General features: G+C 71.1%; 21 protein-coding genes, 1 pseudogene and 1 riboswitch. Of the genes and pseudogenes, 11 read left to right on the forward strand and 11 right to left on the reverse strand.

Features of this window, described 5'->3' with window-relative positions; translation table 11 throughout:
• Positions 1–3 precede the first annotated feature (3 nt).
• Complete coding sequence (gene ftsL, locus LK06_RS07335) at positions 4–654, reverse strand: cell division protein FtsL (RefSeq protein ID WP_052318987.1); 651 nt, start codon at positions 652–654, stop codon at positions 4–6.
• A 73-nt stretch (positions 655–727) separates the two neighbouring features.
• Positions 728–1,684 carry a 16S rRNA (cytosine(1402)-N(4))-methyltransferase RsmH gene (gene rsmH, locus LK06_RS07340; protein WP_071659110.1) on the reverse strand — a complete coding sequence of 319 codons (957 nt, stop codon included), beginning with the start codon at positions 1,682–1,684 and terminating at the stop codon, positions 728–730.
• Positions 1,685–2,039: 355 nt separating this feature from the next.
• On the opposite strand from rsmH, the gene LK06_RS07345 reads away from it, so the two are divergent.
• The 4 genes from LK06_RS07345 to LK06_RS07360 all read left to right on the forward strand — a co-directional run bounded on the left by LK06_RS07345 (position 2,040) and on the right by LK06_RS07360 (position 7,685).
• Entirely contained in the window at positions 2,040–2,651 is a 612-nt protein-coding gene (locus LK06_RS07345) for a beta-class carbonic anhydrase (protein WP_078858961.1), read from the forward strand.
• 248 nt (positions 2,652–2,899) lie between these two features.
• Positions 2,900–3,940 carry an AAA family ATPase gene (locus tag LK06_RS07350; RefSeq protein WP_039655872.1) on the forward strand — a complete coding sequence of 347 codons (1,041 nt, stop codon included), beginning with the start codon at positions 2,900–2,902 and terminating at the stop codon, positions 3,938–3,940.
• Entirely contained in the window at positions 3,940–5,301 is a 1,362-nt protein-coding gene (locus LK06_RS07355) for a DUF58 domain-containing protein (RefSeq protein ID WP_043434303.1), read from the forward strand. The genes LK06_RS07350 and LK06_RS07355 overlap by 1 nt, the downstream gene beginning before the upstream one ends.
• A complete protein-coding gene (locus LK06_RS07360; protein ID WP_043434301.1) occupies positions 5,298–7,685 on the forward strand; it encodes a transglutaminase TgpA family protein in 2,388 nt (795 codons plus the stop codon). Before LK06_RS07355 ends, LK06_RS07360 begins: the two co-directional genes overlap by 4 nt.
• A gap of 114 nt (positions 7,686–7,799) precedes the next feature.
• Here the strand turns inward: LK06_RS07360 and LK06_RS07365 are convergent, their stop codons facing one another.
• The 3 genes from LK06_RS07365 to LK06_RS07375 form a co-directional block, all read right to left on the reverse strand.
• The gene (locus LK06_RS07365) at positions 7,800–8,183 is read right to left on the reverse strand and encodes a DUF3040 domain-containing protein (RefSeq protein WP_039655869.1); all 384 of its coding nucleotides are present in this window, start codon (positions 8,181–8,183) and stop codon (positions 7,800–7,802) included.
• Between the two features lie 275 nt (positions 8,184–8,458).
• Positions 8,459–9,229, reverse strand: a complete 771-nt coding sequence (locus LK06_RS07370; protein WP_039655867.1) for a methyltransferase — start codon at positions 9,227–9,229, stop codon at positions 8,459–8,461.
• Positions 9,230–9,353: 124 nt separating this feature from the next.
• Complete coding sequence (locus LK06_RS07375) at positions 9,354–9,962, reverse strand: SAV_6107 family HEPN domain-containing protein (protein ID WP_043406895.1); 609 nt, start codon at positions 9,960–9,962, stop codon at positions 9,354–9,356.
• Positions 9,963–10,553: 591 nt separating this feature from the next.
• Here LK06_RS07375 and LK06_RS07380 point away from each other — a divergent pair.
• The 4 genes from LK06_RS07380 (at position 10,554) to LK06_RS07395 (ending at position 16,046) form a co-directional block, all read left to right on the forward strand.
• Positions 10,554–11,399: an ATP-binding cassette domain-containing protein gene (locus LK06_RS07380; RefSeq protein ID WP_039655863.1), complete on the forward strand. Its 846-nt coding sequence runs from the start codon at positions 10,554–10,556 to the stop codon at positions 11,397–11,399.
• Complete coding sequence (locus tag LK06_RS07385; protein WP_039655861.1) at positions 11,371–13,455, forward strand: YhgE/Pip domain-containing protein; 2,085 nt, start codon at positions 11,371–11,373, stop codon at positions 13,453–13,455. The genes LK06_RS07380 and LK06_RS07385 overlap by 29 nt, the downstream gene beginning before the upstream one ends.
• A 47-nt stretch (positions 13,456–13,502) precedes the next feature.
• Entirely contained in the window at positions 13,503–14,132 is a 630-nt protein-coding gene (locus LK06_RS07390; RefSeq protein WP_039655860.1) for a TetR/AcrR family transcriptional regulator, read from the forward strand.
• 378 nt (positions 14,133–14,510) lie between these two features.
• Entirely contained in the window at positions 14,511–16,046 is a 1,536-nt protein-coding gene (locus tag LK06_RS07395; protein WP_167747939.1) for a phytoene desaturase family protein, read from the forward strand.
• Between the two features lie 40 nt (positions 16,047–16,086).
• Here LK06_RS07395 and LK06_RS07400 read toward each other — a convergent pair whose 3' ends face one another.
• From LK06_RS07400 to LK06_RS07425, 6 genes are all read right to left on the reverse strand, one after another.
• On the reverse strand, positions 16,087–17,058 hold the full coding sequence (locus LK06_RS07400; protein ID WP_043434295.1) for an SCO2102 family sporulation regulator: 972 nt from the start codon (positions 17,056–17,058) through the stop codon (positions 16,087–16,089).
• 56 nt (positions 17,059–17,114) lie between these two features.
• Positions 17,115–18,038, reverse strand: coding sequence for a methylenetetrahydrofolate reductase [NAD(P)H] (gene metF, locus LK06_RS07405; RefSeq protein ID WP_052270196.1), 924 nt, complete (start codon positions 18,036–18,038; stop codon positions 17,115–17,117).
• A 131-nt stretch (positions 18,039–18,169) separates the two neighbouring features.
• The gene (gene thiE / locus LK06_RS07410; protein WP_039655852.1) at positions 18,170–18,817 is read right to left on the reverse strand and encodes a thiamine phosphate synthase; all 648 of its coding nucleotides are present in this window, start codon (positions 18,815–18,817) and stop codon (positions 18,170–18,172) included.
• A gap of 123 nt (positions 18,818–18,940) precedes the next feature.
• Positions 18,941–19,306 (reverse strand): Rv2175c family DNA-binding protein, encoded by a 366-nt coding sequence (locus tag LK06_RS07415; protein ID WP_039655850.1) that lies wholly within the window; start codon positions 19,304–19,306, stop codon positions 18,941–18,943.
• A 170-nt stretch (positions 19,307–19,476) separates the two neighbouring features.
• A complete protein-coding gene (locus LK06_RS07420; protein WP_039655849.1) occupies positions 19,477–20,709 on the reverse strand; it encodes an NAD(P)/FAD-dependent oxidoreductase in 1,233 nt (410 codons plus the stop codon).
• Between the two features lie 32 nt (positions 20,710–20,741).
• Positions 20,742–21,092, reverse strand: coding sequence for an avidin-fold protein (locus tag LK06_RS07425; RefSeq protein ID WP_039655847.1), 351 nt, complete (start codon positions 21,090–21,092; stop codon positions 20,742–20,744).
• A gap of 53 nt (positions 21,093–21,145) precedes the next feature.
• A riboswitch (TPP riboswitch) is annotated at positions 21,146–21,257 on the forward strand.
• On the opposite strand from LK06_RS07425, the gene thiO reads away from it, so the two are divergent.
• The 3 genes and pseudogenes from thiO to LK06_RS07440 form a co-directional block, all read left to right on the forward strand.
• Entirely contained in the window at positions 21,255–22,415 is a 1,161-nt protein-coding gene (gene thiO, locus LK06_RS07430; RefSeq protein WP_039655845.1) for a glycine oxidase ThiO, read from the forward strand. (Overlaps the previous riboswitch by 3 nt.)
• Entirely contained in the window at positions 22,412–22,624 is a 213-nt protein-coding gene (gene thiS / locus LK06_RS07435) for a sulfur carrier protein ThiS (RefSeq protein WP_071659111.1), read from the forward strand. The genes thiO and thiS overlap by 4 nt, the downstream gene beginning before the upstream one ends.
• 3 nt (positions 22,625–22,627) lie before the next feature.
• Positions 22,628–23,419 (forward strand): annotated as a pseudogene (locus tag LK06_RS07440) (thiazole synthase); the annotation flags it as partial.
• Positions 23,420–23,518: the final 99 nt, after the last annotated feature.

Below are 23,518 nucleotides of genomic sequence, written 5' to 3' on the forward strand. Positions count from 1 at the left end.
CCGTCACCTGCCGGGGGTCGAGGTCGGGGCGGGCTGAAAGGCTGCGGACGACACGGCCGGCGCCGTCACCGGGGCCGAAAGGCTCTCCCGGGGCGGGGCCGACGGGGTGGCGGGCGCCACCGTGGGGGTCGGGGTAGCGGAGAGGGTGGCGGTGGGCGCGGGAGCCCCAAAGACGCCGGCGGCCGGGGCCATGGTCTCGGGGGCGATCGGGTCGGTGAGGGCGGCGGGCTCGGGGGTGGCGGCGGCGGCAACGCCTTCGACCTTGCCATCGGGGCTGAGGAAAGCCGGGTCGCCGCCGGGGACCATGCCGAGCTCACGGGCGCGGCGGTGGAGGGCATCGGGAGACGAGTAGGCGTCGATGGCCCGCTGCAGCGCCTGTTCCTCGTCGGTGAGGTTCTTCGTGCGCTTCTGCAGGTCGGCGAGTTCGAACGAGCCCTCGCTGAGAGCGGAGTTCAGTACCAGCAGCCCGATCAGGCCACCGCCGAGGAGCAGCACGACGAGGAGGACAAACGGGGTACGGGCCGCCCGGGCCCGGCCGACCGGGAGGAGCCGGGCCAGCCGGACGGCCCTGCCCCTCGGTTCGGGTTTCCTGCTCGGTTCGGGTTTCCTGCTCGGTTCGGGTTTCCTGCCCCTCGGTTCGGGTTTCCTGCTCACGGGCCCTCCGGCGGCTTCCGGTAGCTTCCGGTTCCCCTCCAGCGGGTCCGGAAATCCAACCGACCAGCTTCGCTCACTCGGCGTCCTCCCTGATGCGCTCGGCGCCCCGCAACCGGGCCGGTGCGGCCCGGCGGTTCTCGGCGATCTCTTCCTCGGTGGGAAGTTCGGCACCGCGGGTGAGCAGCTTGAGCCGCGGCTGGTAACGCTCGGGAACGACCGGTAGCCCAGGCGGCGCAGTGGACGCGGCTCCGGCCGCGAACACCTGCTTGACCAGGCGGTCTTCAAGTGAGTGGTACGACAGCACGGCAATGCGCCCACCGACGTCGAGGGCTTTCACAGCGGCCGGGATCGCCCGTTCCAGGACGGACAGCTCGCCGTTGACCTCGATGCGCAGCGCCTGGAAAGTGCGTTTGGCCGGGTTGCCGCCGGTGCGCTTGGCAGCCTGGGGCAGCGCGTCGCGAATCAGTTCCACGAGTCGGGCGCTGTGAGTGAACGGCTCCTTCTCGCGCTCGCGAACAATCGCGGAGACGATCCGCTTGGCCTGCTTCTCCTCTCCGTACGCGCGCAGGATGCGGACGAGTTCGCCGGCCGGGTAGGTGTTGAGGACCTCGGCCGCGCTCATGCCGGCCGTCTGGTCCATGCGCATGTCCAGGGGCGCATCCTGGGCGTAGGCGAAGCCCCGGTCGGCCTCGTCGAGTTGCATAGAGGAGACACCGAGGTCGAACAGGACGCCCTGTACGCGTCCGGTACCGAGTCTGTGCAGCACCTCGGGCAGCTCGTCGTAGACGGCGTGCACGAGGGTCACGCGCTCCTGGTACGGCGCCAACCGCTCGCCGGACAGGCGCAGCGCCTCCTTGTCCCGGTCGAGGCCGATCAGCCGCGCTTCGGGAAATCGGGTCAGCAACGCCTCGCTGTGGCCACCCAGACCGAGGGTGCAGTCGACCACCACCGCCCCGGGGCGCTCCAGTGCGGGCGCCAGCAGGTCCAAACACCGCTGGAGCATCACCGGGACGTGTCGACTCTGGCTCAAGGAGGCCTCTCAGGTTCCGGCACGGGCCGCACGCACCGCCGGATCCTCGCCAGCTCGTGAGAAGAGACCTGCCGGCGCCGGAAGCGTCGGCCGGCCGGGAGTGGGAGGAGGCCGAGCCGTACGTACGCGCCGCGCACGTGGGGAGACGGGTCCGGACGGAGCCGGAGTCTCCGGGAATTCACCAGCAGGGAGAGTCGTGCCTCCCGCTTCGCGTCACTTTAGTCCACCCTGTCTCGCGGTCAATCAACCGGCCTGCGCGTCGCCTACCGCTGCACGATCGGAACCGCATTTCGAACGAATTCACCCGCCCAGCGGAGGTTTGCCCTCCGTGTGGGTTAGCTCACAACAAGCCACGATGACGTTCTTTGTCCCTTCTCACAGCAGGCCGGAACGCCTCGTGACCAGTAACGTCTTCGGTATGACGACTTCCGCAGCAGTACCCACTGGATCCGAAGGCGCCATAACCGCTCGGGGTGCCGTGACCGAACGCCTCGTCGAGGCCAACCGGCGGTACGCCGAGGCCTTCACCGATCCCGGAATGGACGCCCGGCCTGTCCTGCACGTAGCCGTCGTCGCCTGTATGGACGCCCGGCTCGACCTGCACGCCGCGCTGGGTCTGGAACTCGGCGACTGCCACACCATCCGCAACGCGGGCGGTGTCGTCACCGACGACGTCATCCGCTCCCTGACCATCAGCCAGCACAAGCTCGGCACCCGCAGCATCGTTCTGATCCACCACACCAACTGCGGCCTGGAGGCCCTCACCGAGGACTTCCGCACCGAGCTGGAGATGGAGGTCGGCCAGCGCCCGGCGTGGGCGGTGGAGTCCTTCCGTGACGTCGACCAAGATGTGCGGCAGTCGATGCAGCGCGTACGCACCTCGCCGTTCCTGCTGCACACCGACAACGTACGCGGCTTCGTCTTCGACGTGCGTACCGGTCTGCTGCGCGAGATCGACCCGTCCTGACCGGGCGCACCGACCTGCCACCCCGGGCCGGCCCCACCCTTCCCCCATCGAAAGTACGGTCGGAAAAGACACAAGACCGACATTGTGCGGGCGGTTATCCACAGGCGAGTGACACGAATCGGTAACGGCAGCAAGAATGCGGGGGTGGCATCACGGGGAACTGTTTCCGCGTGATGTCCGTGTTTCGGGGTGGGCCGGTTTCGCGTCACAGAGCGTCGGCCCGGAGAGAACGGGCCGAGGAGGGCCGGGTGACGACCTTTGACGATCGAGCGAGCCTCACTGATCTGACTGCCACGGTGGAGCGGGTGCGCAGTTCGGTGGAGGGCGTGATCGAGGGCAAGCCCGAGGTCGTACGGCTCGCACTGACCGTGTTGCTCGCCGAGGGGCACCTGCTGATCGAGGACGTCCCCGGAGTCGGCAAGACGATGCTGGCCAAGGCACTGGCGCGGTCCATCGACTGCTCGGTGCGGCGCATCCAGTTCACGCCGGACCTGCTGCCCTCGGACATCACCGGCGTGTCCATCTGGGACCAGCAGCGCCGGGACTTCGATTTCAAACCGGGAGCCATCTTCGCGCAGATCGTGATCGGTGACGAGATCAACCGCGCCTCGCCCAAGACCCAGTCCGCACTGCTGGAGTCCATGGAGGAGCGGCAGGTCACGATCGACGGTCAGACGCACGAACTGCCGAGCCCGTTCATGGTGGTGGCCACGCAGAACCCGGTCGAGATGGAGGGCACCTACCCGCTGCCCGAGGCCCAGCGCGACCGCTTCATGGCCCGTGTCTCCGTCGGCTATCCGAGCATCGAGGCCGAGGTCCAGATGCTCGACGTCCACGGTGGCATCAGTCCGCTGGAAGACCTACAGCCGGCGGCCCATGCGCACGAGATCGTGAAGCTGGTCGAGGCAGTGCGGGAGGTGCACGTCTCCGAGGCGGTCCGACGGTACGCGGTGGAACTGGTCGCCGCCACGCGTACCCACCCCGACCTCAGACTCGGTGCCTCACCACGCGCGGCCTTGCACCTGCTGCGCGCGTCGAAGGCGTCCGCGGCCCTCGGCGGCCGGGAGTTCGCGCTCCCGGACGATGTCCAGGCACTCGCCGTCGCCGTCCTCGCCCACCGCCTGCTGCCCACTACCCAGGCCCAGCTCAACGGCCGTACGGCCGAGCAGGTGGTACAGGAGATCCTGCAGCGCACCCCGGTGCCCTCGACACCAGGACGGCACAGCGGCTTCGGCGGCCTGGACCGGAACATCCCTGCGTATCCCCAGCGGCCCCCGCGGGGTCTGTGATGAGCGCCGGGGGGACCGGGCAGGCGGAGGCCGCCCACGGCGAGACGGGCGGTGTCCGTACCACCCTGGCGGGGCTCACGACGCGCGGCCGTTCCTTCCTGGCGGCCGGGATCGCCGCCGCGCTGTGCGCGTACGTACTCGGTCAGAGCGATCTGCTGCGGGTCGGCCTGCTGCTGGCGACCCTGCCCGTGACCTGCGCGGTCGTGCTGTACCGCACCCGCCACCGGGTGGCCGGCAGCCGCGGGCTCTCCCCCGCGCGCGTACCTGCCTGCAGCGAAGCCCGGGTGCACCTGTGCGTCGACAACGTCTCCCGGCTGCCCACCGGTCTGCTGATGCTCCAGGACCGGGTGCCCTACGTCCTCGGTCCCAGGCCCCGGTTCGTGCTGGACCGGGTGGAGCCGGCCGGCCGCCGTGAGGTGTCCTACCGGGTCCGCTCGGACCTGCGCGGCCGCTATCCGCTAGGCCCCCTGCAACTACGTCTCACGGACCCTTTCGGCATGTGCGAGCTGACCCGCTCGTTCTCCGCCCACGACACCCTCACCGTCATACCGCGGGTGGAGCCGCTGACACCGGTCCGGTTCGGCGGCGAGGCCAGGGGCTACGGCGACGGACTGCAGCGCTCACTCGCCCTGGCGGGCGAGGACGACGTGATCCCGCGCGGCTACCGCCACGGCGACGACCTGCGCCGGGTGCACTGGCGCTCCACCGCGCGCTACGGCGAGCTGATGGTCCGCCGCGAGGAACAGCCCCGGCGCTCCCGCTGCACCGTGCTGCTGGACACCAGGGGAGGCGCCTACGAGGGCGCGGGCCCCGACTCGGCCTTCGAGTGGGCCGTCTCCGGCGCCGCCTCGGTGCTGGTGCACATGCTCGAACGCGGCTTCTGCGTGCAGTTGCTGACCGACAGCGGCAGCACGGTTCCCGGCGAGGGGGCCGACGGATACGGGGGCACCGGGCAGGAGGCCGCGGACGCGGCGGGGCTGATGATGGACACCCTCGCGGTGATCGACCACTCCGACGGCACGGGCCTGTCCCGGGCGTACGACGCACTGCGCGGTGGCAACGAAGGGCTACTGATCGCGTTCCTCGGCGATCTGGATGAGGAGCAGGCCGCGACGGCCGCCAGGATGAGCCGGCGCAGCGGCGGTGCCGTCGCCTTCGTACTCGACCCGGACACGTGGTTGCGGGAGGCGAGCGACGTGCCACGGCCGGACGACTCGCACCCGCAGCGGCTGCGCATGCTGCGCGAGGCGGGCTGGACGGCGCTGAGCGTGCCTCGTGGCGCCCGGCTGGACGAACTGTGGCGGCAGGCGGACCGGGAACGCTCGGGACTGGCCGCGGTGAGCGGGGAGGCGCGGGGATGAGCGGGCGGGCACGGCTGACCCTGTGCGCCGGCGCGGCCACGCTGATGGCCTCGTGCGCGCTGCTGCCTCTGGTGGCCGAACCGACCTGGCTGCTGGAACTGGTCCCCCTGGTAGCCGTGCAGAGCGGGGTGGGAGCGGCGGCCCGGCGGGTTCCACTGGGCCGACCGCTGACCATGGGGGCGCAGGCGTTGGTCACCGTGATGCTGCTGACCCTGGTCTTCGCCCGGCAACAGGCGGTCATCGGGCTGGTCCCCGGCCCGGACTCCCTGCGGCACCTCGCCGATCTCCTCCAGCAGGGCTCCGAAGACGTCAGCAAGTACGCCATACCGGCGCCGCTCACCGACGGCATCAGGCTGATGCTGATCGGCGGTGTCCTGTTGGTCGGCCTGCTGGTGGACACCTTGGCGGTGACCTTCCGCAGTGCTGCCCCCGCCGGGCTCCCGCTGCTCGCGTTGTACTCCGTGGCCGCCGGGCTGTCCGACGGCGCGGCCGACTGGCTGTGGTTCCTGGTGGCGGCGGCCGGCTACCTGATGCTGCTGCTCGCGGAGGGCCGGGACCGGCTCGCCCAGTGGGGCCGGGTCTTCGGCGGCGCACCCCGTTCCCCCGGTTCCCCGGAGCCGAGCGCCGCGACCCCGGTGCGCACCGGACGCCGGATCGGCGCGGTCGCCCTCGGGGTGGCCCTGGTGGTACCGCTCGCCCTGCCCGCGATGCAGGGCGGGCTGCTGGACGCCGCCGGTGCCGGCGTCGGCGCGGGCAACAGGCACGGCGGCACGATCTCGGCGGTCAACCCGTTGGTGTCGCTGCGCGACAGCCTCAACACGGACGACGACCGCCAGGTGCTGTCCCTGAGAACCAGCGCCAGCGACACCTCGGACCTCTACCTGCGGATCGTCTCCCTGGACGACTTCGACGGCACCACCTGGAAACCGGCCCGGCGGCACATCGTGGCCGTGCCTCATCTGTTTCCCACGCCCGTCGGCCTGGCTCCAGATGTCAAACGCAGCACGGTGAGGACGACGATCACGGCGGCGGACTGGTACGCCCAGGACTGGCTGCCCATGCCGTACCCGCCGAGCGGTGTGAAGGTCAGCGGTCGCTGGCGGTACGAGCCCGTGGGTATGACGCTCGTCGGTGACCACGGCCAGAACACCCGCGGCGAGACCTACCAGGTGACCAGCTTGGAGGTGCAGCCGACAGCCGAGCAGTTGGCCTCCGCGCCGCGGCCACCGGCGGCCCTCCGACGCGAGTACACCAAGGTGCCCTCCGCACTCCCGAAAGTGGTGGCCCGGACGGCCAAGGAGGTCACCGCGGGGGCGACCAGCCACTACGAGGAGGCGGTCAGGCTCCAGGACTACTTCGCCGTCAACGGCGGTTTCCAGTACGACACCCGGGTGCAGGTCGGCCGCGGGCCCGGCGCGATCGCCAACTTCCTGAAGAAGAAGCAGGGCTTCTGCGTCCACTTCTCCTTCGCGATGGCGGCAATGGCCCGCACTCTGGGCATTCCGGCCCGGGTGGCAGTGGGTTTCGCGCCGGGTACCCCACAGGCCGACGGCACGATCGCGGTGAATCAGAGGGACGCCCATGCCTGGCCCGAGTTGTACTTCCAGGGCGTGGGCTGGACCCGCTTCGAGCCGACTCCCACCCGCGGCACCACACCGTCGTACACCCAGTCGGATGCTCCCGGCGGCTCCTCCTTGCCCGACGAGGTGTTGCCCCCCAAGAACGAGGCATCAGCCTCCTCGGCCCCGGTCTCGCCGGGTAACGGCTGCACCCCTCGGCTGCGCAAGCTGATGGTCTGCGACAGCCCCTCGGCCGCAGCGGCCCCGAGCTCCGACAACGGCGGACCGGGCCCGTGGTGGTACGCACTGGCGGGGCTGGTCGCACTGACGCTGCTGGGCGTTCCGCTGTCGCCGCTGTTGTGGCGGGTGCGCATACGTTCGTTGCGGTTGGGCGCTCATGCCCGTACCGAGGAAGGTGCGAGGGCGCACACCCTGGCCGTCTGGCAGGAGCTGACGGACAGCGCGTGGGACCACGGCATCCCGCAGGACGAGTCACTGACGCCGCGCAAGGCGGCCGCCCGGATCGTCCGGCTCGGGCGCCTCGACCCGGCTGCCGGGGCAGCGGCGCACCGGGTGGCGGACGCGGTGGAGCAGGTGCTCTACGCGCCTCGGCCGCGTCCGGCGGCGGGTGCGGCGGCGGACGTGCGCCGGGTGACCGGGGCGCTGCGTGGCGCGGTGAGCACCAGGACACGCCTGCGGGCGGTGCTTCTGCCCCGCTCGGCCGTGCGGGTGCTGTGGGCGGCGTCAGGCCGATGGTCGTCACTGCGAGGCTGGGTCGCAGCAGCCCGACCGGCACGGCGCCGGCCATCGCAGCAGGAGGGCTGAGACCACGTGTGAGGGGCGACCACCCTCGGGTGGTCGCCCCTCACACGTGGTCTTCCGGGGTCCTGGTTGCCCGGGCGGGTGAGAGCCGTCCAGGCCATCTGTGGAAGCGGACGGCTAATGGCCCTGTTCGTCGCGGCGGCGCTGCCAGCGCTGCTCGATGCGGTCCATCATGGAGCGTTTGGGCCGTGCCTGGCGGCGTGCGGGGCCTGCGGGCTGCTCACCCGGTTTGGGGGCCTTGCGCCAGCCGGTGACGGCAAGTACGGCACAGCCCAGCATGACGAGGAAACCCACCACACTGACCAAGATCAGCTGTGCGACCACTCCGGCCATGAGGAGGGCGATACCTACGAGGAAGCCTGCGACCGCCTGGTAGACCCGCCGCCGGGTGTACGTGCGCAGCCCGCTTCCCTCAAGCGCCGACGCGAACTTGGGATCTTCGGCGTACAGCGCTCGCTCCATCTGCTCGAGCATGCGCTGCTCGTGCTCCGAGAGCGGCACGGAGTCCTCCTCATCGTGCAGTCGCCGGGGCGACCCGGGGGGTCCCTTCAGGATAGGCAGGGAAGTGCCCCCGTGAAACCCGCCCCTCTACGCCAATCGGCCAGCCGGGACCCTTCATGACCGTCTGGCCCACTGAGGCTTCCATTCCCCTGTGGCCGGCCCGTCATGCCGGGTGATGTACCTCGATCATACGGCGCAAACCCCTCGATCGGGGGTCTTGTGGCGTACTCCATCCGCCGCCAAGGCCCTGATCAGTAGCGGGTCGGGCAGTGGGCTCAGGCCCCGGCGGCACCAGGAGTCTCACCGAGCACGTGCAACTGGGTGGCGACGGAGTGGAACGCGGGCAACTCGGCCGCCGCCGCCTCCAGCTTGAGCAGCGCATCGAGGGCGCCCGGCTCGGTGTCTACCAGGACGCCGGGCACGAGGTCGGCGAAGACGCGCACACCGTGCACCGCTCCGACCTTCAGGCCCACACCCTCGACCAGCGCGGTGAGTTGCTCGGCGGTGAAACGGCGCGGCACCGGGTCACCGGCACCCCAGCGTCCCTGGGGGTCCTGGAGCGCCCGCTGGGCCTCGGTGAAGTGGCCGGCGAGGGCACGGGCGAGCACGGCGCCACCGAGGCCGGCGGCGAGCACACTGAGGACGCCCTCGGAGCGCAGCGCGGCGACCGCGTTGCGGACTCCCTCAGCCGGGTCGTCCACGTACTCCAGCACGCCATGGCACAGCACCGCGTCGTAGCCGCCGCGTTCGACCACGTCGAACAGGCCGTGCACGTCACCCTGGACGCCCCTGACCCGGTCGGCGACACCGGCCTCGGCGGCGCGGCGCTCCAGCGCGAACAGGGCGTTCGGGCTGGGGTCGACAACGGTGACCCGGTGACCGAGACGAGCGACGGGCACGGCGAACTTGCCGCTGCCGCCACCGGTGTCGAGAACGTCCAGCGAGTCCCGTCCCGTGGCCTTGACCCGGCGGTCGAGGGCGTCCTGCAGGACCTCCCAGACCACGGCGGTACGGAGAGAGGCGCGGGGGCGCATCGGGTCCGACACGGTAGTTGACTCCTCGGCAAGGCTGGACGGCTTCAGGCCACTCCACCCTATTGCCTCCGGTGCCATAACCCGTCACGCGACGGTGTCCGACCGGGGCCGTCTCGCACCGCGGACGAACTGGTGGTCAGCCCGCGTCCGGAAGATCGCTCGGTGTTCTCGGCACCCCCGGTGTTCTCGGCGTCCTCAGCGTCCCTGGCGTTCCGGGCCCGTCCGACCCTGCGGCGTCCTGCCGCGGTTGGGGCAGCACCGGCTGGAGGAACAGCATCCGCTCCACCAGCCGGATGAACATCGCCACGTCGCGTATGAGGTCGTCGGCGTCCCTCCGGCTGGCCGCCCCCTGGATTCCGGCTTCGGCGCGGGCACGGCGGGCGGCACCGGAGGCGAACAACGCACTCCACTCGATCAGCTCGGGAGCGACTTCAGGAAGCACTTCCCAGGCGCTGCGGATCCGGGCCCGGCGGCGCGGAGAGGATTCGGGGCGGCCGCGGGCGGCCAGCACGGCGGCAGCGGCGCGCAGGGCGGCGAGATGCGCGGTCGCGTAGCGCTCGTTCGACGTGTCCAGAGCTGCGGCCTCCTCCAGACCAGAACGGGCCTGGGTGAGCAGGTCGAGGGCCGCGGGCGGGGCCGTGCCCCGGCGGAGCACCGGGTGCACATCGCTCGCCGGACCGGTCAGTGAGGGGGCAGGGCCGGCGGCGCGGCGCCGAGGGGTGGCGGCTGCGTGCTGGTTGGCCATGACGAACCTCCCGTCGTCTGGGTGACGGCACGGATGCCGTATGTACCCATCGTGAGGTATGGCACTGACAATCCCTTCTGGCGCGTGAAGAGCAGCAGGTCAGGCTAGGTGTGGGCAGGTCTGGATGCTCGGTGGCCGAAAGGCCGCCGGGTGTCGCTTCGCGCTATCCGGCAGTGCCTTGGACCGGCTGGAGGGTGGTGGGGGAGCCGAACGGTTCAGGGCCGCGATCGCGCGGCGGCGGGACGTAGGGGTCCAGGTGCAGTAGCCGGGTCGGGAACGCGTGATGTTCGTGGAAACGGCCGGTCGCGACCTCGGTGAGCGCGGTATCCCGGCCCCGAGCGCCATGCCGACCTGCGAGCTCACCGGCGTCACGCGATCCTCGGTTTCGGCCGGACCGACCCCCTCCAGCGCCCCGGACCGACGTCGACCCCGTCAGGGCAGACGGAAGTACCCCCAGCGCGCTACAGGATTACCACGCCCCGGCCCGCACCGAAGGTGCGCTGGATTGCTGACCTGTGCTTTTGCTTCGGCCGAAGGTTCGGGCGTATTTTTGCACTGACCAGTCAGTTCAAAAATGGAAGAGGGGGGCTCGTGGACGGCGTGGACGTCAGGGCCGAGCGCCTCGCACTCATGGGCCCACGAGGGTGGGTCTTCCGAGGCATCGGTATCGACGCGGAACCCGGTTCGCTGATCGCGATCGAGGGACCGTCCGGTTCCGGTCGTACGTGTCTGCTCCTCACACTCACCGGCCGGATGAAGCCCACCGGAGGAACGGCCACCGTCGGCGGGCTCGGGCTTCCCCGCCACATGGCGGCAGTGCGCCGCATCGGCGCTGTGGCCAACGTGGCCGGTGTAACCGATCTGGAGCCCGCTCTGACCGTGGGCGAGCACCTGCGGGAACGGGCTCTCCTCCAGCACCGGTTCGGCGACTCCCTGCGCGAGTTGCTCCGGCCCCGGGCCCAGCGTGCGCTCGACGCACGGCTGCGCGTCGACGCGGCCCTGGACGCTGCCGGACTCGACCTCGACTCCCTGTCCAAGGGCTCCCGGACACCCATACGCGACCTGGAGCGTCCAGCGGAACTGCGTCTGTCCATCGCTCTGGCCCTCCTGGGCGAGCCACGGCTGCTCGGCGTGGACGACATCGACACGAAGCTCTCCGACGCCGAGCGCACCGAGATCTGGGAACTGCTCCGGTCCCTCACGCGCGCGGGGACGACGGTCATGGCCGTGTGCCGGTCCGCTCCCTTGAACTGCGTGACCGTGGCCACCCGCGAGAGCGACGCCAAGGGCGAACGGAAGAACGACCGGGGCGAGAGCAGCGACCAGGAACACGACGCACACGACCGGACCGGCCACGAAGACGACGGAACCGACCAGCACGACCAGCACGACCGGAAGGAGGATGACGATGCGCTCACCGAGGCTGGCCGCGCTTGAGCTGAGGCGATTCGGCCGTGGAAGGCTGCCGCGCGCCGCACTGGTCGCGCTGCTTGTCCTTCCCCTGCTCTACGGCGCGCTGTACCTGTGGTCGTTCTGGGACCCGTACGGCCGCCTGGACCGCGTCCCGGTCGCCCTGGTGAACGACGACAAGGGCGCCACGTCGGACGGCAAGAAGATCACCGTCGGTGACGACATCGTCGAAGGGCTGCACACGAGCCGGACCTTCGAGTGGCACGAGGTGAGCGACGAAGAGGCCCGCAAGGGCATCGAGGACGGCACCTACTACCTCTCGCTGACCATGCCCGCCGACTTCAGTCAGCGGATCGCCTCGAGTTCGGGCGACTCCCCCGAGACCGGCGCCCTGCGGGTGCGCACCAACGACGCGAACAACTACATCGTCGGCCAGATCTCCCGGAACGTCTTCAACGAGGTGCGCTCGGCCGCGTCCACGAAGTCCTCCCGCGCCTTCCTGGACAAGATCTTCATTTCCTTCGCCGACATCCACGACCAGACCGTCACCGCAGCCCAGGGCGCTGACAAGCTGAACAGCGGCATCGGGAAGGCGGAGAAGGGCTCCAAGGACCTCGCCGACGGCCTGAAGGACGCCAAGAGCGGCAGCGGCAAGCTCGCCGCAGGGCTGAAGAAGCTCGATTCGGGTGCCGGCGACCTGGAGGACGGTTCCCGTCAGGTCGCCGACGGCACCCAGTCGCTCGCCGACAAGGTCAACAACGGCTACGCCGAGGCAGGACCGTTCCTGAAGACCGACGCAAAGACCATCCAGGACACCGCCCGGCTGGTCGCCGACTCGGCCAAGACGGTCAAGGACAACCTCGATGTGCTGGTGAAACTAGCGCCGGGCGCCGCGGAGACCGCCCACACGTCCGCCGCCGTCCTGGACGAGATCTACCGGGTGCGGTGCGCGACCGCCACCGTCCCCGACCCGTTCTGCCCGGAACTGAAGCGGGCGAAGCAAGCAGCGGCCGAGGTGGCCACCGTCGCCGACGACCTCAACACGCTGATCGCGGACCAGGACGGCGATCTGAAGGCCATGCGGGACAACCTCGGTGCCCTGCAGAAGCAGGCCGAGGCCCTGGCCGAGCGCGCACCGCACCTCGCCGAAGACGTCAACGACGCCGTCAAGAAGATCAACGAACTGAACGACGGCGCGCACAGGGTCGCCGCCGGGGCCGAGGAGCTGCACACCGGGCTCGGCACCGCCCGGACCGGTTCGGTCGAGCTGGACCAGGGCATCGGCAGGGCCGAATCGGGCGCCCAGGCCCTGAACAGCGGCCTGTACAAGCTGTCCGACGGCTCCGGGCGACTCGCGGGTGGGCTGCACGACGGCGCAAAAAAGATCCCGGACTACGACAAGCAGGACCGTGACCGGCGCACCGGCGTGATGGCCGACCCGGTCCGCCTTGCCTCCCACGACCTGCACGAGGCACCGAACTACGGCACCGGGTTCGCCCCGTACTTCATCCCGCTGTCCCTGTGGGTGGGCGCGATGGTCGCCTACATGCTCATCCCGCCGCTCAACCGGCGTGCCCTCGCAGCCGGTTCCTCCGCCTGGCGGATCGCGTTCGCGGGCTGGCTACCGGTGGTCGCGGTGGGAGTCCTGCAGGTGGCCGCCCTGATGGCTGTGCTGCACTGGTCGATCGGTCTGCAGATGACGCGCGCGGCCGGCACGATCGGCTTCCTGTCCCTGGTCACCACCTGTTTCGCGGCGATCGTGCAGTGGTTGAACGCCCGCTTCGGCGCGGCGGGCCGGATCCTGGTGCTGGCGCTGCTGATGCTCCAGCTGACTTCGGCGGGCGGCACGTACCCCGTGGAGACCAGCCCCGGCTTCTTCACCGCGATCCACCCCTTCCTGCCGATGAGCTACATCGTGGAGGCCTTGCGGCGGCTGATCACCGGCGGCGGACTCGGTCCGGTGTGGCAGGCCTGCGGCGTGCTCACCGCGTTCACGGTGGGAGCCCTCGCGCTGACCGCCCTGACGGCCCGGCGCCGGCAGGTGTGGACGCTGGACCGGCTGCACCCGGAGCTGAGCCTGTGATCCCCGAGAGGCCCCTGCAAGCGCGAGTACCTGTGACAATCAGGGCCATGGAAAGCAGCAGCGCCAGGTCCGGCGGCAGCACGCGTCGCGAGGCCACCCGGCAGAAGCTCTACGAAGCGGCCGTCACGCTCATCGCCGAGCAGGGCTTCTCCGCGACCACTGTGGACGAGATCGCCGAGCGGGCCGGAGTCGCCAAGGGCACGGTCTATTACAACTTCGCGAGCAAGTCGGTCCTCTTCGAGGAACTGCTGCGGCACGGCGTGGAACTCCTCACCGCGTCCCTCCGGGAGGCGGCCGAAGGGACCGCCCATGCGGGTGGCAGCAGGGTGGACGCGCTGGATGCGATGGTCCGCGCGGGTCTGGTCTTCATCGACCGGTACCCGGCCTTCACCCAGCTGTACGTGGCCGAGCTATGGCGTACCAACCGGGCCTGGCAGTCGACGCTCATGGTGGTCCGGCAGGAGGCCGTCGCGGTGGTCGAGGAGGTGCTGCGCGAGGGCGTGGCAGCCGGCGAGTTCAGTGAGGAGATCGACGTGCAGCTGACGGCCGCCGCGCTGGTCGGCATGGTCCTGGTGGCCGCGCTGGACTGGAAGTCCTTCCAGCCGGAGCGCTCCCTGGACGACGTCCACGCGGCGCTGTCCCGGCTGCTCCAGGGCCGGGTCAGCGGAAGTGCCTGAGCGGGGCGTCGAGGTCCGCACCGGGCCAGCCCCGGACAGACGACGAGGAAGGCGCCGACCCGCAACCGGACCGGCGCCTTCCTCCCCCCGTGGCGGTCTTCCCCCGGACCCCCGTGTCTCGCTTCCGCCGACGGATCGGCGGAAGGAGCGGCCGGTGGGCGGGCGCCGTTCCGCCGCCCCGTGTCGGCGGTGCCGGGCCACGCCCCTTGCCGTGCCTCCACTGTCTCGTCTCCGCACCCGGCGCCTCATCCGCGCACATACTCATTCGCTGGTCTGAGTACGCGTACTCAGACGCGCCCGCAGGTGCCTGGGGGTCCGGTCCGCGCGGTCGACCGCCCATCGGCCGGGCTGTCGGTGGCGGCCGATAGAGTCGCGGGCATGGCACGGATTGCGGTGATCGGCGCCGGGATGGGCGCGATGGCAGCCGCCGCCCGGCTGGCCGTTGCGGGCCACCGGGTGGTGGTGTACGAGCGCACGGAGACGTACGGCGGCGCGGTGCGCCGGTTCGAGCGGGACGGGTTCCGCTTCGACACCGGTCCGGGGCTGCTGACGCTTCCGGCCGTGTACCGCGACCTGTTCGTCAAGACCGGCAAGGAGGCGCTGGAGGACTGTGTCGAACTGGTCCAGGTGGACCCGGCGGCGCGGCACGTCTTCTCGGACGGCACCGAGGCGTCCTTGCCGAACGCCTCGCGCGCCGGGGTCGTAGCCGCCCTGGACGAGGCGCTGGGAGCAAGGGCGGGTGAGCGCTGGGGCGACTTCCTGGTGCGGGCCCGCGAAGCGTGGGAGCGCACCCGCAGGCCACTGCTGGAGGAACCGCTGTGGCCCAATTGGCAGGTGCTGGCCAGCAAGGAGCCGTATCCGAGCGTTCCGCACAGGCGGCTGCTGCGCACCCGGCGCGCGGTCGCGCTGCACGAGATCGGCGCCTGGGAACTGCGGGACCCCCGCCTGAGGGAGCTACTGGACGGCTACGCCCTCGCGCACGGTGTCGATCCCGAGGTGGCCCCGGCGAGCGCGGCCGTGCTGCCTTACCTGGAGCACGCCTTCGGCACCTGGTACGTGCGCGGCGGAATCCGGGAGCTGGCTCGCGCGGTCTACGAGCGGTGCCGGGAGCGGCGGGTGGAATTCGTCTTCGGTGCCGAAGTCACCCGGATTCTCGACGAGGACGGCCGGGCGGCCGGGGTGGAACTGGGCGGGGATGCCTCCCGGGCTGCGGGTACCGGGGGAGAAACCGTGGCGGAGGCGGACGTCGTCGTCGGCACCGGCCCTTGGCGCCTGCGCGGTCTGACGGACCGGAAGCCGTACGGGCCCGGGGCCGTCGAGCCGGAGGCCGAGGACCGCTGCCCGGGGCGGGTGGTCGTATGCCTGGCGCTGCGTGGTGCGCGCGAGCCGAACACCGCGCACCGCACGGTGGTGCACGCGACCGACGGCGGGGGTGATCTGGAACTGTTCCGGCACGGGACGCTGCCCGACCTGCCGACGGTCGTGGTCGACCGGCCGGACGACCCGGCCCTGCGGCCCAACGGGGAGCACGAGTCCATGGTGCTGACGGCGACGGTGCCGTCCGCCGCCGAGTACGACTGGGCCGCGCCAGGGGCCGCCGACGCCTTCGCGGACCGGATGGTCACCGCCGCTGAACGCGCCGTGCCCGGACTGCGCGCACGGATGCTGTGGCGCGAGGTCCGCACCCCTGTGGACACCGAGCGGGAAACGGGCGCTGCGGGTGGTGCGGTTCCGCCGCCGGCGCTGGCGGCACCCGAGGGCGTGCTGCACCCGGCCAACACCACGGCGATACCGGGGCTGTTCACCGCCGGCGGGTGGTCCCACCCCGGGGGAGGTCTGCCGCACGCGGGCATGTCGGGTGCGCTGGTCGCGGGGCTGATCGTGGAGGGGCCGAACTTCCGCGGCTCCCAGTGAGGTCGGCTCGAAGGCCTCTGGGCCCGCCGGCCCGAGGCCTTCAGAAACGGTACTGCTCGTCGTACCCGGCGCCGCCCTGCGGCTGCTGCCCGCCCGCCTGGTACGGGTACGGCTGCTCCTGCGGGAGTTCTCCGCCGTAGGTCTCATCGGCGCGCTGCTGGGGCATCCACACCCCGTCGGCCGGCGTTTCGCCGTAGCCGCCGGTGGCGTAGGAGTCCGGGGAGTAGCCCTGCTGGCCGTACTGCTGCCCGTATCCGGTGCCGTACGAGGGGTCACCGTACGGCTGGCTGCCGACGTACGGGTCGGAGTAGTTCGCGTAGCCCTGCTGTCGGCCCCCGTCGTCGTAGCCGTAGCCCTGCTGGGCGTAGCCGGAGTAGTCACCGGAGTAGTCATACGCATGGCTCTGCTGCTCGTCGCCCGACGGCTGAGCGGTTGCTGCGTAGGCGGTGTCACCGTAGACACCGTAGTTGCCGGTGTCCTCGGGCAGGGGCTCCGGCTCGTAGACGGCGGTGGTCTCGGCGGCGCGGCCGACGGGGCGGGCCGGGGTGAAGACGTCGTCGCGGTCGTAGTCGTAGTCATCGCCGTAGCCGTCGGTGTAGCTGTCGGCGTAGCTGTCGGCGTAGTCGTCACCGTGGTCGTCAGGGCTGGCCGTGTGGTCCTCTTCCGGATCGGTCGTGCCCGAGCCGGAGTCCTCCGGAGCCGGGCCGCGCCGGTCCGCCTTGCCCCGGCGGCGCTTGCTGCCGCCGGACTCGGAACCGGGGCGCTTGACCGCCCAGCCGGCGGCGAAGCCGCGACGGAACGACAGCGTGACGTAGGTCTGCCCCACCGCGAAGGCGATCGCCCCGATACCGATGACGACGACGGACGGGATCAGCACACCGAGTACGACACCGAGGAAGCCGACGAACGCGAGCAGCCGCCATCGCAGGCGCGCCTTGTACTGCAGCAACACCTCACCGAGCAACCACAGTGCGACGATGCCGAACGCAATGTAGAGGACCGTCCAGCCCATGTACGCCCCTCTCCCAGCGGCCGCTACGCAGTGTGTCGTATCGCGGTGCGACCGGTCTAGGCCTGCGGAGGGTGGTGCAGGCCCAGGTTCTCGTAGATTTCCAGCGTCGCCGTGGAGTTGTTGAGCGTGATGAAGTGCAGTCCGGGCACTCCCTCGGCAAGCAGCCGTGCGCAGAACTCCGTGGCGAACTCGATACCGATGGAGCGTACCGCCGCCGGATCGTCCTTCGCTGTGAGGATCCGCTCTTTCAGCGCGTCCGGGACATGGGCGTTGCTGAGCTTGGGCAGCCGCTCCAGCATCTTCACGCTGGTGACCGGCAGAACCTCCGGGATGACCGGGGTGTCGCAGCCCGCGGACACCACCCGGTCACGCAGCCGCAGGTACGACTCCGCCTGGAAGAACATCTGTGTGATGGCGTAATCGGCGCCCGCCCGGCACTTGTCCACGAAGTGGGAGACGTCGGAGTCCCAGTTCCTGGACCGCGGGTGCATCTCCGGGAACGCGGCGACCCCCACGCAGAAGTCGCCGGACTCCTTGATGAGCCGGACGAGTTCGGCCGCGTAGGTCAGGCCCTTGGGGTGCGGGATCCAGTCGCCCATGGGATCCCCGGGCGGATCACCGCGCACCGCCAGCATGTTGCGGATGCCGGCGTCCGCGTACTGGCCGATGATGTTGCGCAGTTCGGCGATGGAGTGGTCGACCGCAGTCAGGTGAGCGACCGGGGTGAGGGTGGTGTCGACAACGATCTGCTGGGTTTCCTTGACCGTGGTCGCACGGGTGGAGCCGCCGGCGCCGTAGGTGACGGAGACGAAGTCGGGGGCCACCGCCTCGACCCTGCGAAGCGCGTTCCACAGGTTCCGCTCACCCGTGGGGGTCTTCGGCGCGTAGAACTCGAACGAGTACGTCGTCTTGCCGGTGGCCAGGATGTCGCGCACGGTGCGCGCGCGATCGGTCCTGGTGGATGCGGTTCCAAGGGCCATACCGGCAGGTTAGCCAGGGGCGGGCCGTCCCCCAACCAAGCGTGGGAAATTTGCCTGATTTGTCGATTTTCTGTCCACTCCGTGGACAACGGCCCTGGGCCGGCGCCCCGGGAGGCGCCCCGCACAATCCGCTAGACCTGCCGAAGCAGCTTGGTGAACTCGGCCGCCGCGGCACCCGGGTCGTCCGCTTCCGTGATCGCCCGCACCACCACGACCCGGCGGGCGCCGGCGTCCAGCACCCGGTCCAGGTTGCCGAGGTCGATACCGCCGATGGCGAACCAGGGACGGTCGGTACCGAGGCCCGCGGTGTACCGGACGAGGTCGAGGCCGGGGGCGTGGCGGCCGGGCTTGGTGGGGGTGGGCCAGCACGGACCGGTGCAGAAGTAGTCGACGCCCTCCTGTACGGCGGCTGCGGCTGCCTCGGCCTCGGCATGTGTGGAACGGCCGATCAGCACATCCTCACCGAGGACCGCCCGGGCCGCGGGCACGGGCAGATCGCCCTGGCCGAGGTGCAGCACATCGGAGCCGGCGGCGTGGGCGACGTCTGCCCGGTCGTTGACCGCGAGGAGCTTTCCGTGCCGGGCGCAGGCGTCGGCGAAGACCGCCAGGTGCTCCAGCTCCTCACCGGCCTCCAGTCCTTTGTCGCGCAGCTGCACGATGTCGACACCGCCGGCCAGGACCGCGTCCAGGAACTCGGCAAGATCGCCCTGGCGCTTGCGGGCGTCCGTGCAGAGGTACAGACGGGCGTCGGCGAGCGCGGCGCGGGCGGTGTCGGACATGGGCGGGTCCCCCCTGGTCGGTGCTGCCTGGCGGCCGGTGCACCCGACGGTCGGTGCACCTGGTGGTTCTGCGGGTGGTGTGCGGGCCCGGAGCCCGCACACCACCCCCTGGTTCGGATCGGCTCAGACGGCGAGCGCCTGGGCCCGGCGCTTCACCTCCGTGCCGCGATTCTCGCTCAGGGCCTGAGCGGGGGTGCCGGGCAGGGTCGGGTCGGGAGTGAAGAGCCACTCGATCATCTCTTCGACCGTGAACCCGTCATCCCGCAGGAGCGTCAAGGTCCCGAACAGGCCCTTGACGACCTTGTCCCCGTCGATGAAGGCGGCGGGGACGTGCAGCGCCCGGTTCTCGCCGCGGCGTACGGCGATCAGCTGCCCCTCCTTGACCAGCTGCCGCACACGCGTCACCTCGACGCCGAGCTGTTCGGCGATGTCGGGGAGAGTGAGCCAGGCGGGGACGAGAACATCGATCTTTGCGTCAATCTCGGTCACGGAACTAGCCTGCCATCCCCCACTGACAGGCGGAAATCAGGCGGGTCCACCCGGACGGCGCGCCGGAGCACACCAGGGCCGCCCGGGCCGGCACGCGGTTGCTCGGTCCACCGAAACGACGTGCCGGTGGGCACGGGTGCCGGCCCCGGTCCGCGAAGCGCGAGGGCGCCTCAGCCGGCCGTGGCGCCCTTCAAGGGCCGGGCCGGGTCCGCGATCGCCTCGGGATCCATGCGAGGGCCGGTCTCGATCAGCCGTCGCCCCTGCGCCAGGTCGCGCGGCCGGCCCACCGCCAGCAGGGCCACCAGCCGGTCCTCGCGCAGCCAGCACACCGTCCAGGACGGACTCGACGGGTCACCGCGCCACACCATGCGGTCAGCAGCAGCGTGGTGGCCGGCGTACTGGACGAAGCGGCCGAACTGCTCCGACCAGAAGTACGGCACCGGATCGTATGCGGTCGGAGTGCCACCCAGGATATTGGCGGCCACCGTGCGCGGTCCCTGCAGCGCGTTGTCCCAGTGATGGACGAGCAGCCGTTCGCCGTAGCGGGCCGAGGGGAAGGACGCGCAGTCGCCGACGGCGTACACGTCCGGCAGCGAGGTGCGCAGATGGGCGTCGGCAAGGATCTCGCCCTGTGCGCCCAGCTCGATACCGGAACCGGCCAGCCAGCCGGTGGCGGGCCGGGCACCGATCCCGACGACGACGGCCCCGGCGGGCAACCGCGTGCCGTCGGCGAGCACCACTGCGCCCGGCTCGACACGCTCCACCCGCACGTGGGTGCGCAGCTCGGCGCCGCTGTCGGCGTACCAAGTGGCCATGGGCGCGGCCACCTCCGCGGGCAGGGCGCCCGCGAGCGGCTGGCCGGCGGCCTCCACGACCGTCACCGCGCAGCCGGCCTCGCGGGCGGCCGTGGCGAACTCGGCTCCGATCCAACCCGCGCCCACGACCACGATGTCATGCTGTCGGGCGAGCACGGGCCGCAACCGTTCGGCGTCGTCCAGGGTGCGCAGCAGGTGCACGCCCGGCACCCCCTCGGTGCCGGGCAGCGTGACCGGTTCGGCACCGATGGCGAGCACCAGCACGTCGTACGGCACCGGACCGGCCTCGGTGTCCAGCTCGTGGTCGGTGGGACGCAGCGCCCGGACTTCGCAGCCGAGTCGCAGCTCCACACCGAGCGACTCGAAGTCGACGTCGAAGGCGGAGTCCTCGGCCTTGCCGAGCAGCACGGCTTTCGACAGCGGCGGCCGATCGTACGGCTGGTGCGGCTCGGCGCCGATGACTTTCACGCCGCCCTTGAAGCCTTGTTCCCGCAGGGCGATGGCGGTCTGCACCCCGGCCATGCCCGCACCGACGACGACCACACGCCGTACTCGTGGCCCGCCCTCATGTACTGTCTGCTCGCTCACCCGATCACCATAGACAACTGACGAACCGTCAGTCATGGGGCATGCGCGGTGACCTGTTCCACAACACTCGTGCCAGCACCCGGCCCGGACTCCCCCTTCCAGGTCTCCTCCAGGCGTATCCGCCCGTCGGGCAGCTCCACGACCACCGACACGCGGTGCCCCGAGGCCGTCGTCCCGTCGGTCCTGAGCTGCACGTACCGGAAGTCCAGCCGGTCGGCCGCACGGGTACCGACCAAGTGGCCGCGCACGACGTCGCCCCCTGCGTACTCGGCCGAGACCACGTCGTCCTTCTCGCGGTACGCACACCGCGTGCGGGTGCCCACCTGACCCGCGGCCTGGTCACTGACGGGGGCGAGGACGAGTCCGTCCAACGAGTGGGTCACGGCACAGGGCTCCCTTACGGGGGGCGACCGGTGCGGGCTAGGGTGGCCACCGTACAAGCACTCGCGGGAGCCTGGACGCACCGGGCTGAGAGGGAGGCTGGCGGCCTCCGACCGTACGAACCTGATCCGGGTCATGCCGGCGAAGGGAGGGGCTGGACGCCCATGTCGTCACGTACGTCCGACGTCCTCGTCATCGGGGGCGGAATCATCGGCCTGGTCACGGCCTGGCGCGCGGCGCAGCGCGGGCTGACCACGGCCGTACTGGACCCCGAACCGGGCGGTGGGGCCGCGCAGGTGGCGGCCGGAATGCTGGCCGCGGTCAGTGAACTGCACTACGGCGAGGAGACGCTCCTCGCGCTGAACCTGGAATCAGCCCGCCGCTACCCGGACTTCGCGGCCGAGCTGACCGAGCTGACCGGCCACGACCTCGGCTACCGCCGCTGCGGCACGCTCGCCGTCGCGCTCGACGCCGACGACCGCGCCCACCTGCGCGAGCTGCATGCTCTCCAGCAGCGCTCGGGGCTTGATTCGGTGTGGCTGTCGGGGCGGGACTGCCGGCGCCTGGAACCGATGCTCGCGCCCGGGGTGCGTGGCGGACTGCGGGTCGACGGTGATCACCAGATCGACCCACGGCGGCTGACAGCGGCCCTGATGGCCGCCTGCGAACGGGCCGGGGTGGTGTTCCACCGCGTATGGGCCGAACGGCTGGACGTGGTACGGGACCGGGCTGCCGGGGCGACGACGGCGGACGGCACCGAGCTGCGCGCGGGGCAGGTGGTGCTCGCGGCCGGCAGCCTGAGCGGGCAGCTCGCGGGCGTGCCGGACGCCCTACTACCGCCGGTGCGACCGGTGAAGGGCCAGGTGCTGCGGCTGACCGTGCCCCGCCGGTACGCGCCCTTCCTGAACCGGACCGTGCGGGCCGTGGTGCGCGGCAGCCAGGTCTACCTGGTGCCCCGGGAGAACGGCGAACTGGTCGTCGGCGCGACCAGCGAGGAACTCGGCTGGGACACCACGGTCACCGCGGGCGGTGTGTACGAGCTGCTGCGCGACGCCCATGAGCTGGTGCCGGGGATCACGGAACTGCCCCTCGCCGAGACACGGGCCGGGCTGCGTCCCGGCTCCCCGGACAACGCGCCGTTGCTCGGCCCGTCCGGTCTGGACGGGCTGCTGCTGGCCACCGGGCACTACCGCAACGGGGTACTACTCACACCGGTCACCGGGGATGTGCTGGCGCAGGTGCTGGCCGGCGGTGAGCTGCCGGAAGAGGCCCGCCCGTTCACACCGCAGCGCTTCGGCGCCGTACCCATGGAGCTGCCCGCATGAGCGTCCGCATCACCATCGCCGTCAACGGGGAGCGCCGGGACGTCGCCTCGGGCACCGCTCTCGACTCCCTCGTCAGGACCCTCACCGCGGCATCCTCAGGGGTGGCGGCCGCGGTCAACGAGACCGTCGTGCCGCGCGCCCGGTGGGCGGCCACCGCGCTCGCCGAGGGCGACCGCGTCGAAGTCCTCACCGCCGTGCAAGGAGGCTGACCCATGGCCGACGACCGCTTCACCCTCGGGGGTGTGCCCTTCGGGTCCAGGCTGATCATGGGCACCGGTGGTGCGCCCAGCCTGGACGTTCTGGAACGGGCACTAACCGCCTCCGGTACGGAACTCACGACGGTCGCGATGCGGCGGGTGGACCCGTCCGTACGCGGCTCGGTGCTGTCGCTGCTGGAGAAGCTGGACATCCGGGTGCTGCCGAACACGGCGGGCTGCTACACCGCCGGGGAGGCCGTCCTGACCGCCCGGCTGGCCCGGGAGGCGCTGGGCACGGACCTGATCAAGCTGGAGGTCATCGCCGACGAGCGGACCCTGCTGCCGGACCCGGTGGAGTTGCTGGAGGCCGCGGAGACGCTGGTGGACGAGGGGTTCACGGTGCTGCCGTACACCAACGACGACCCTGTCCTCGCGCGGAAGCTGGAGGACGTCGGCTGTGCCGCGGTGATGCCGCTCGGCTCGCCGATCGGGTCCGGTCTGGGGATCCGCAACCCGCACAATTTCGAGCTGATCGTCGAGCACGCACGGGTGCCGGTGATCCTGGACGCCGGGGCCGGTACGGCGTCCGACGCGGCGCTGGCGATGGAGCTGGGGTGCGCGGGCGTGATGCTGGCGTCCGCGGTGACCCGGGCTCAGGAGCCGGAGCTGATGGCCACGGCCATGAAGCACGCAGTGGCGGCGGGTCGGCTGGCCCGGCTGGCGGGGCGGATTCCGCGCCGCCACTTCGCCGAGGCGTCCTCGCCCACCGGGGGCCGCGCCCACCTGGATCCCGAGCGCCCCGCCTTCCGGTCGCAGTCGGCGTCGCACGACGGTCACAGCTCTGCTGCATTCCGTCCCCGGGACCCCTCGCCGGACGGTTGTGCCGATCGGTCCTCGTAGACTCAC

It is taken from the genome of Streptomyces pluripotens, assembly GCF_000802245.2.
Lineage (GTDB): Bacteria > Actinomycetota > Actinomycetes > Streptomycetales > Streptomycetaceae > Streptomyces > Streptomyces pluripotens.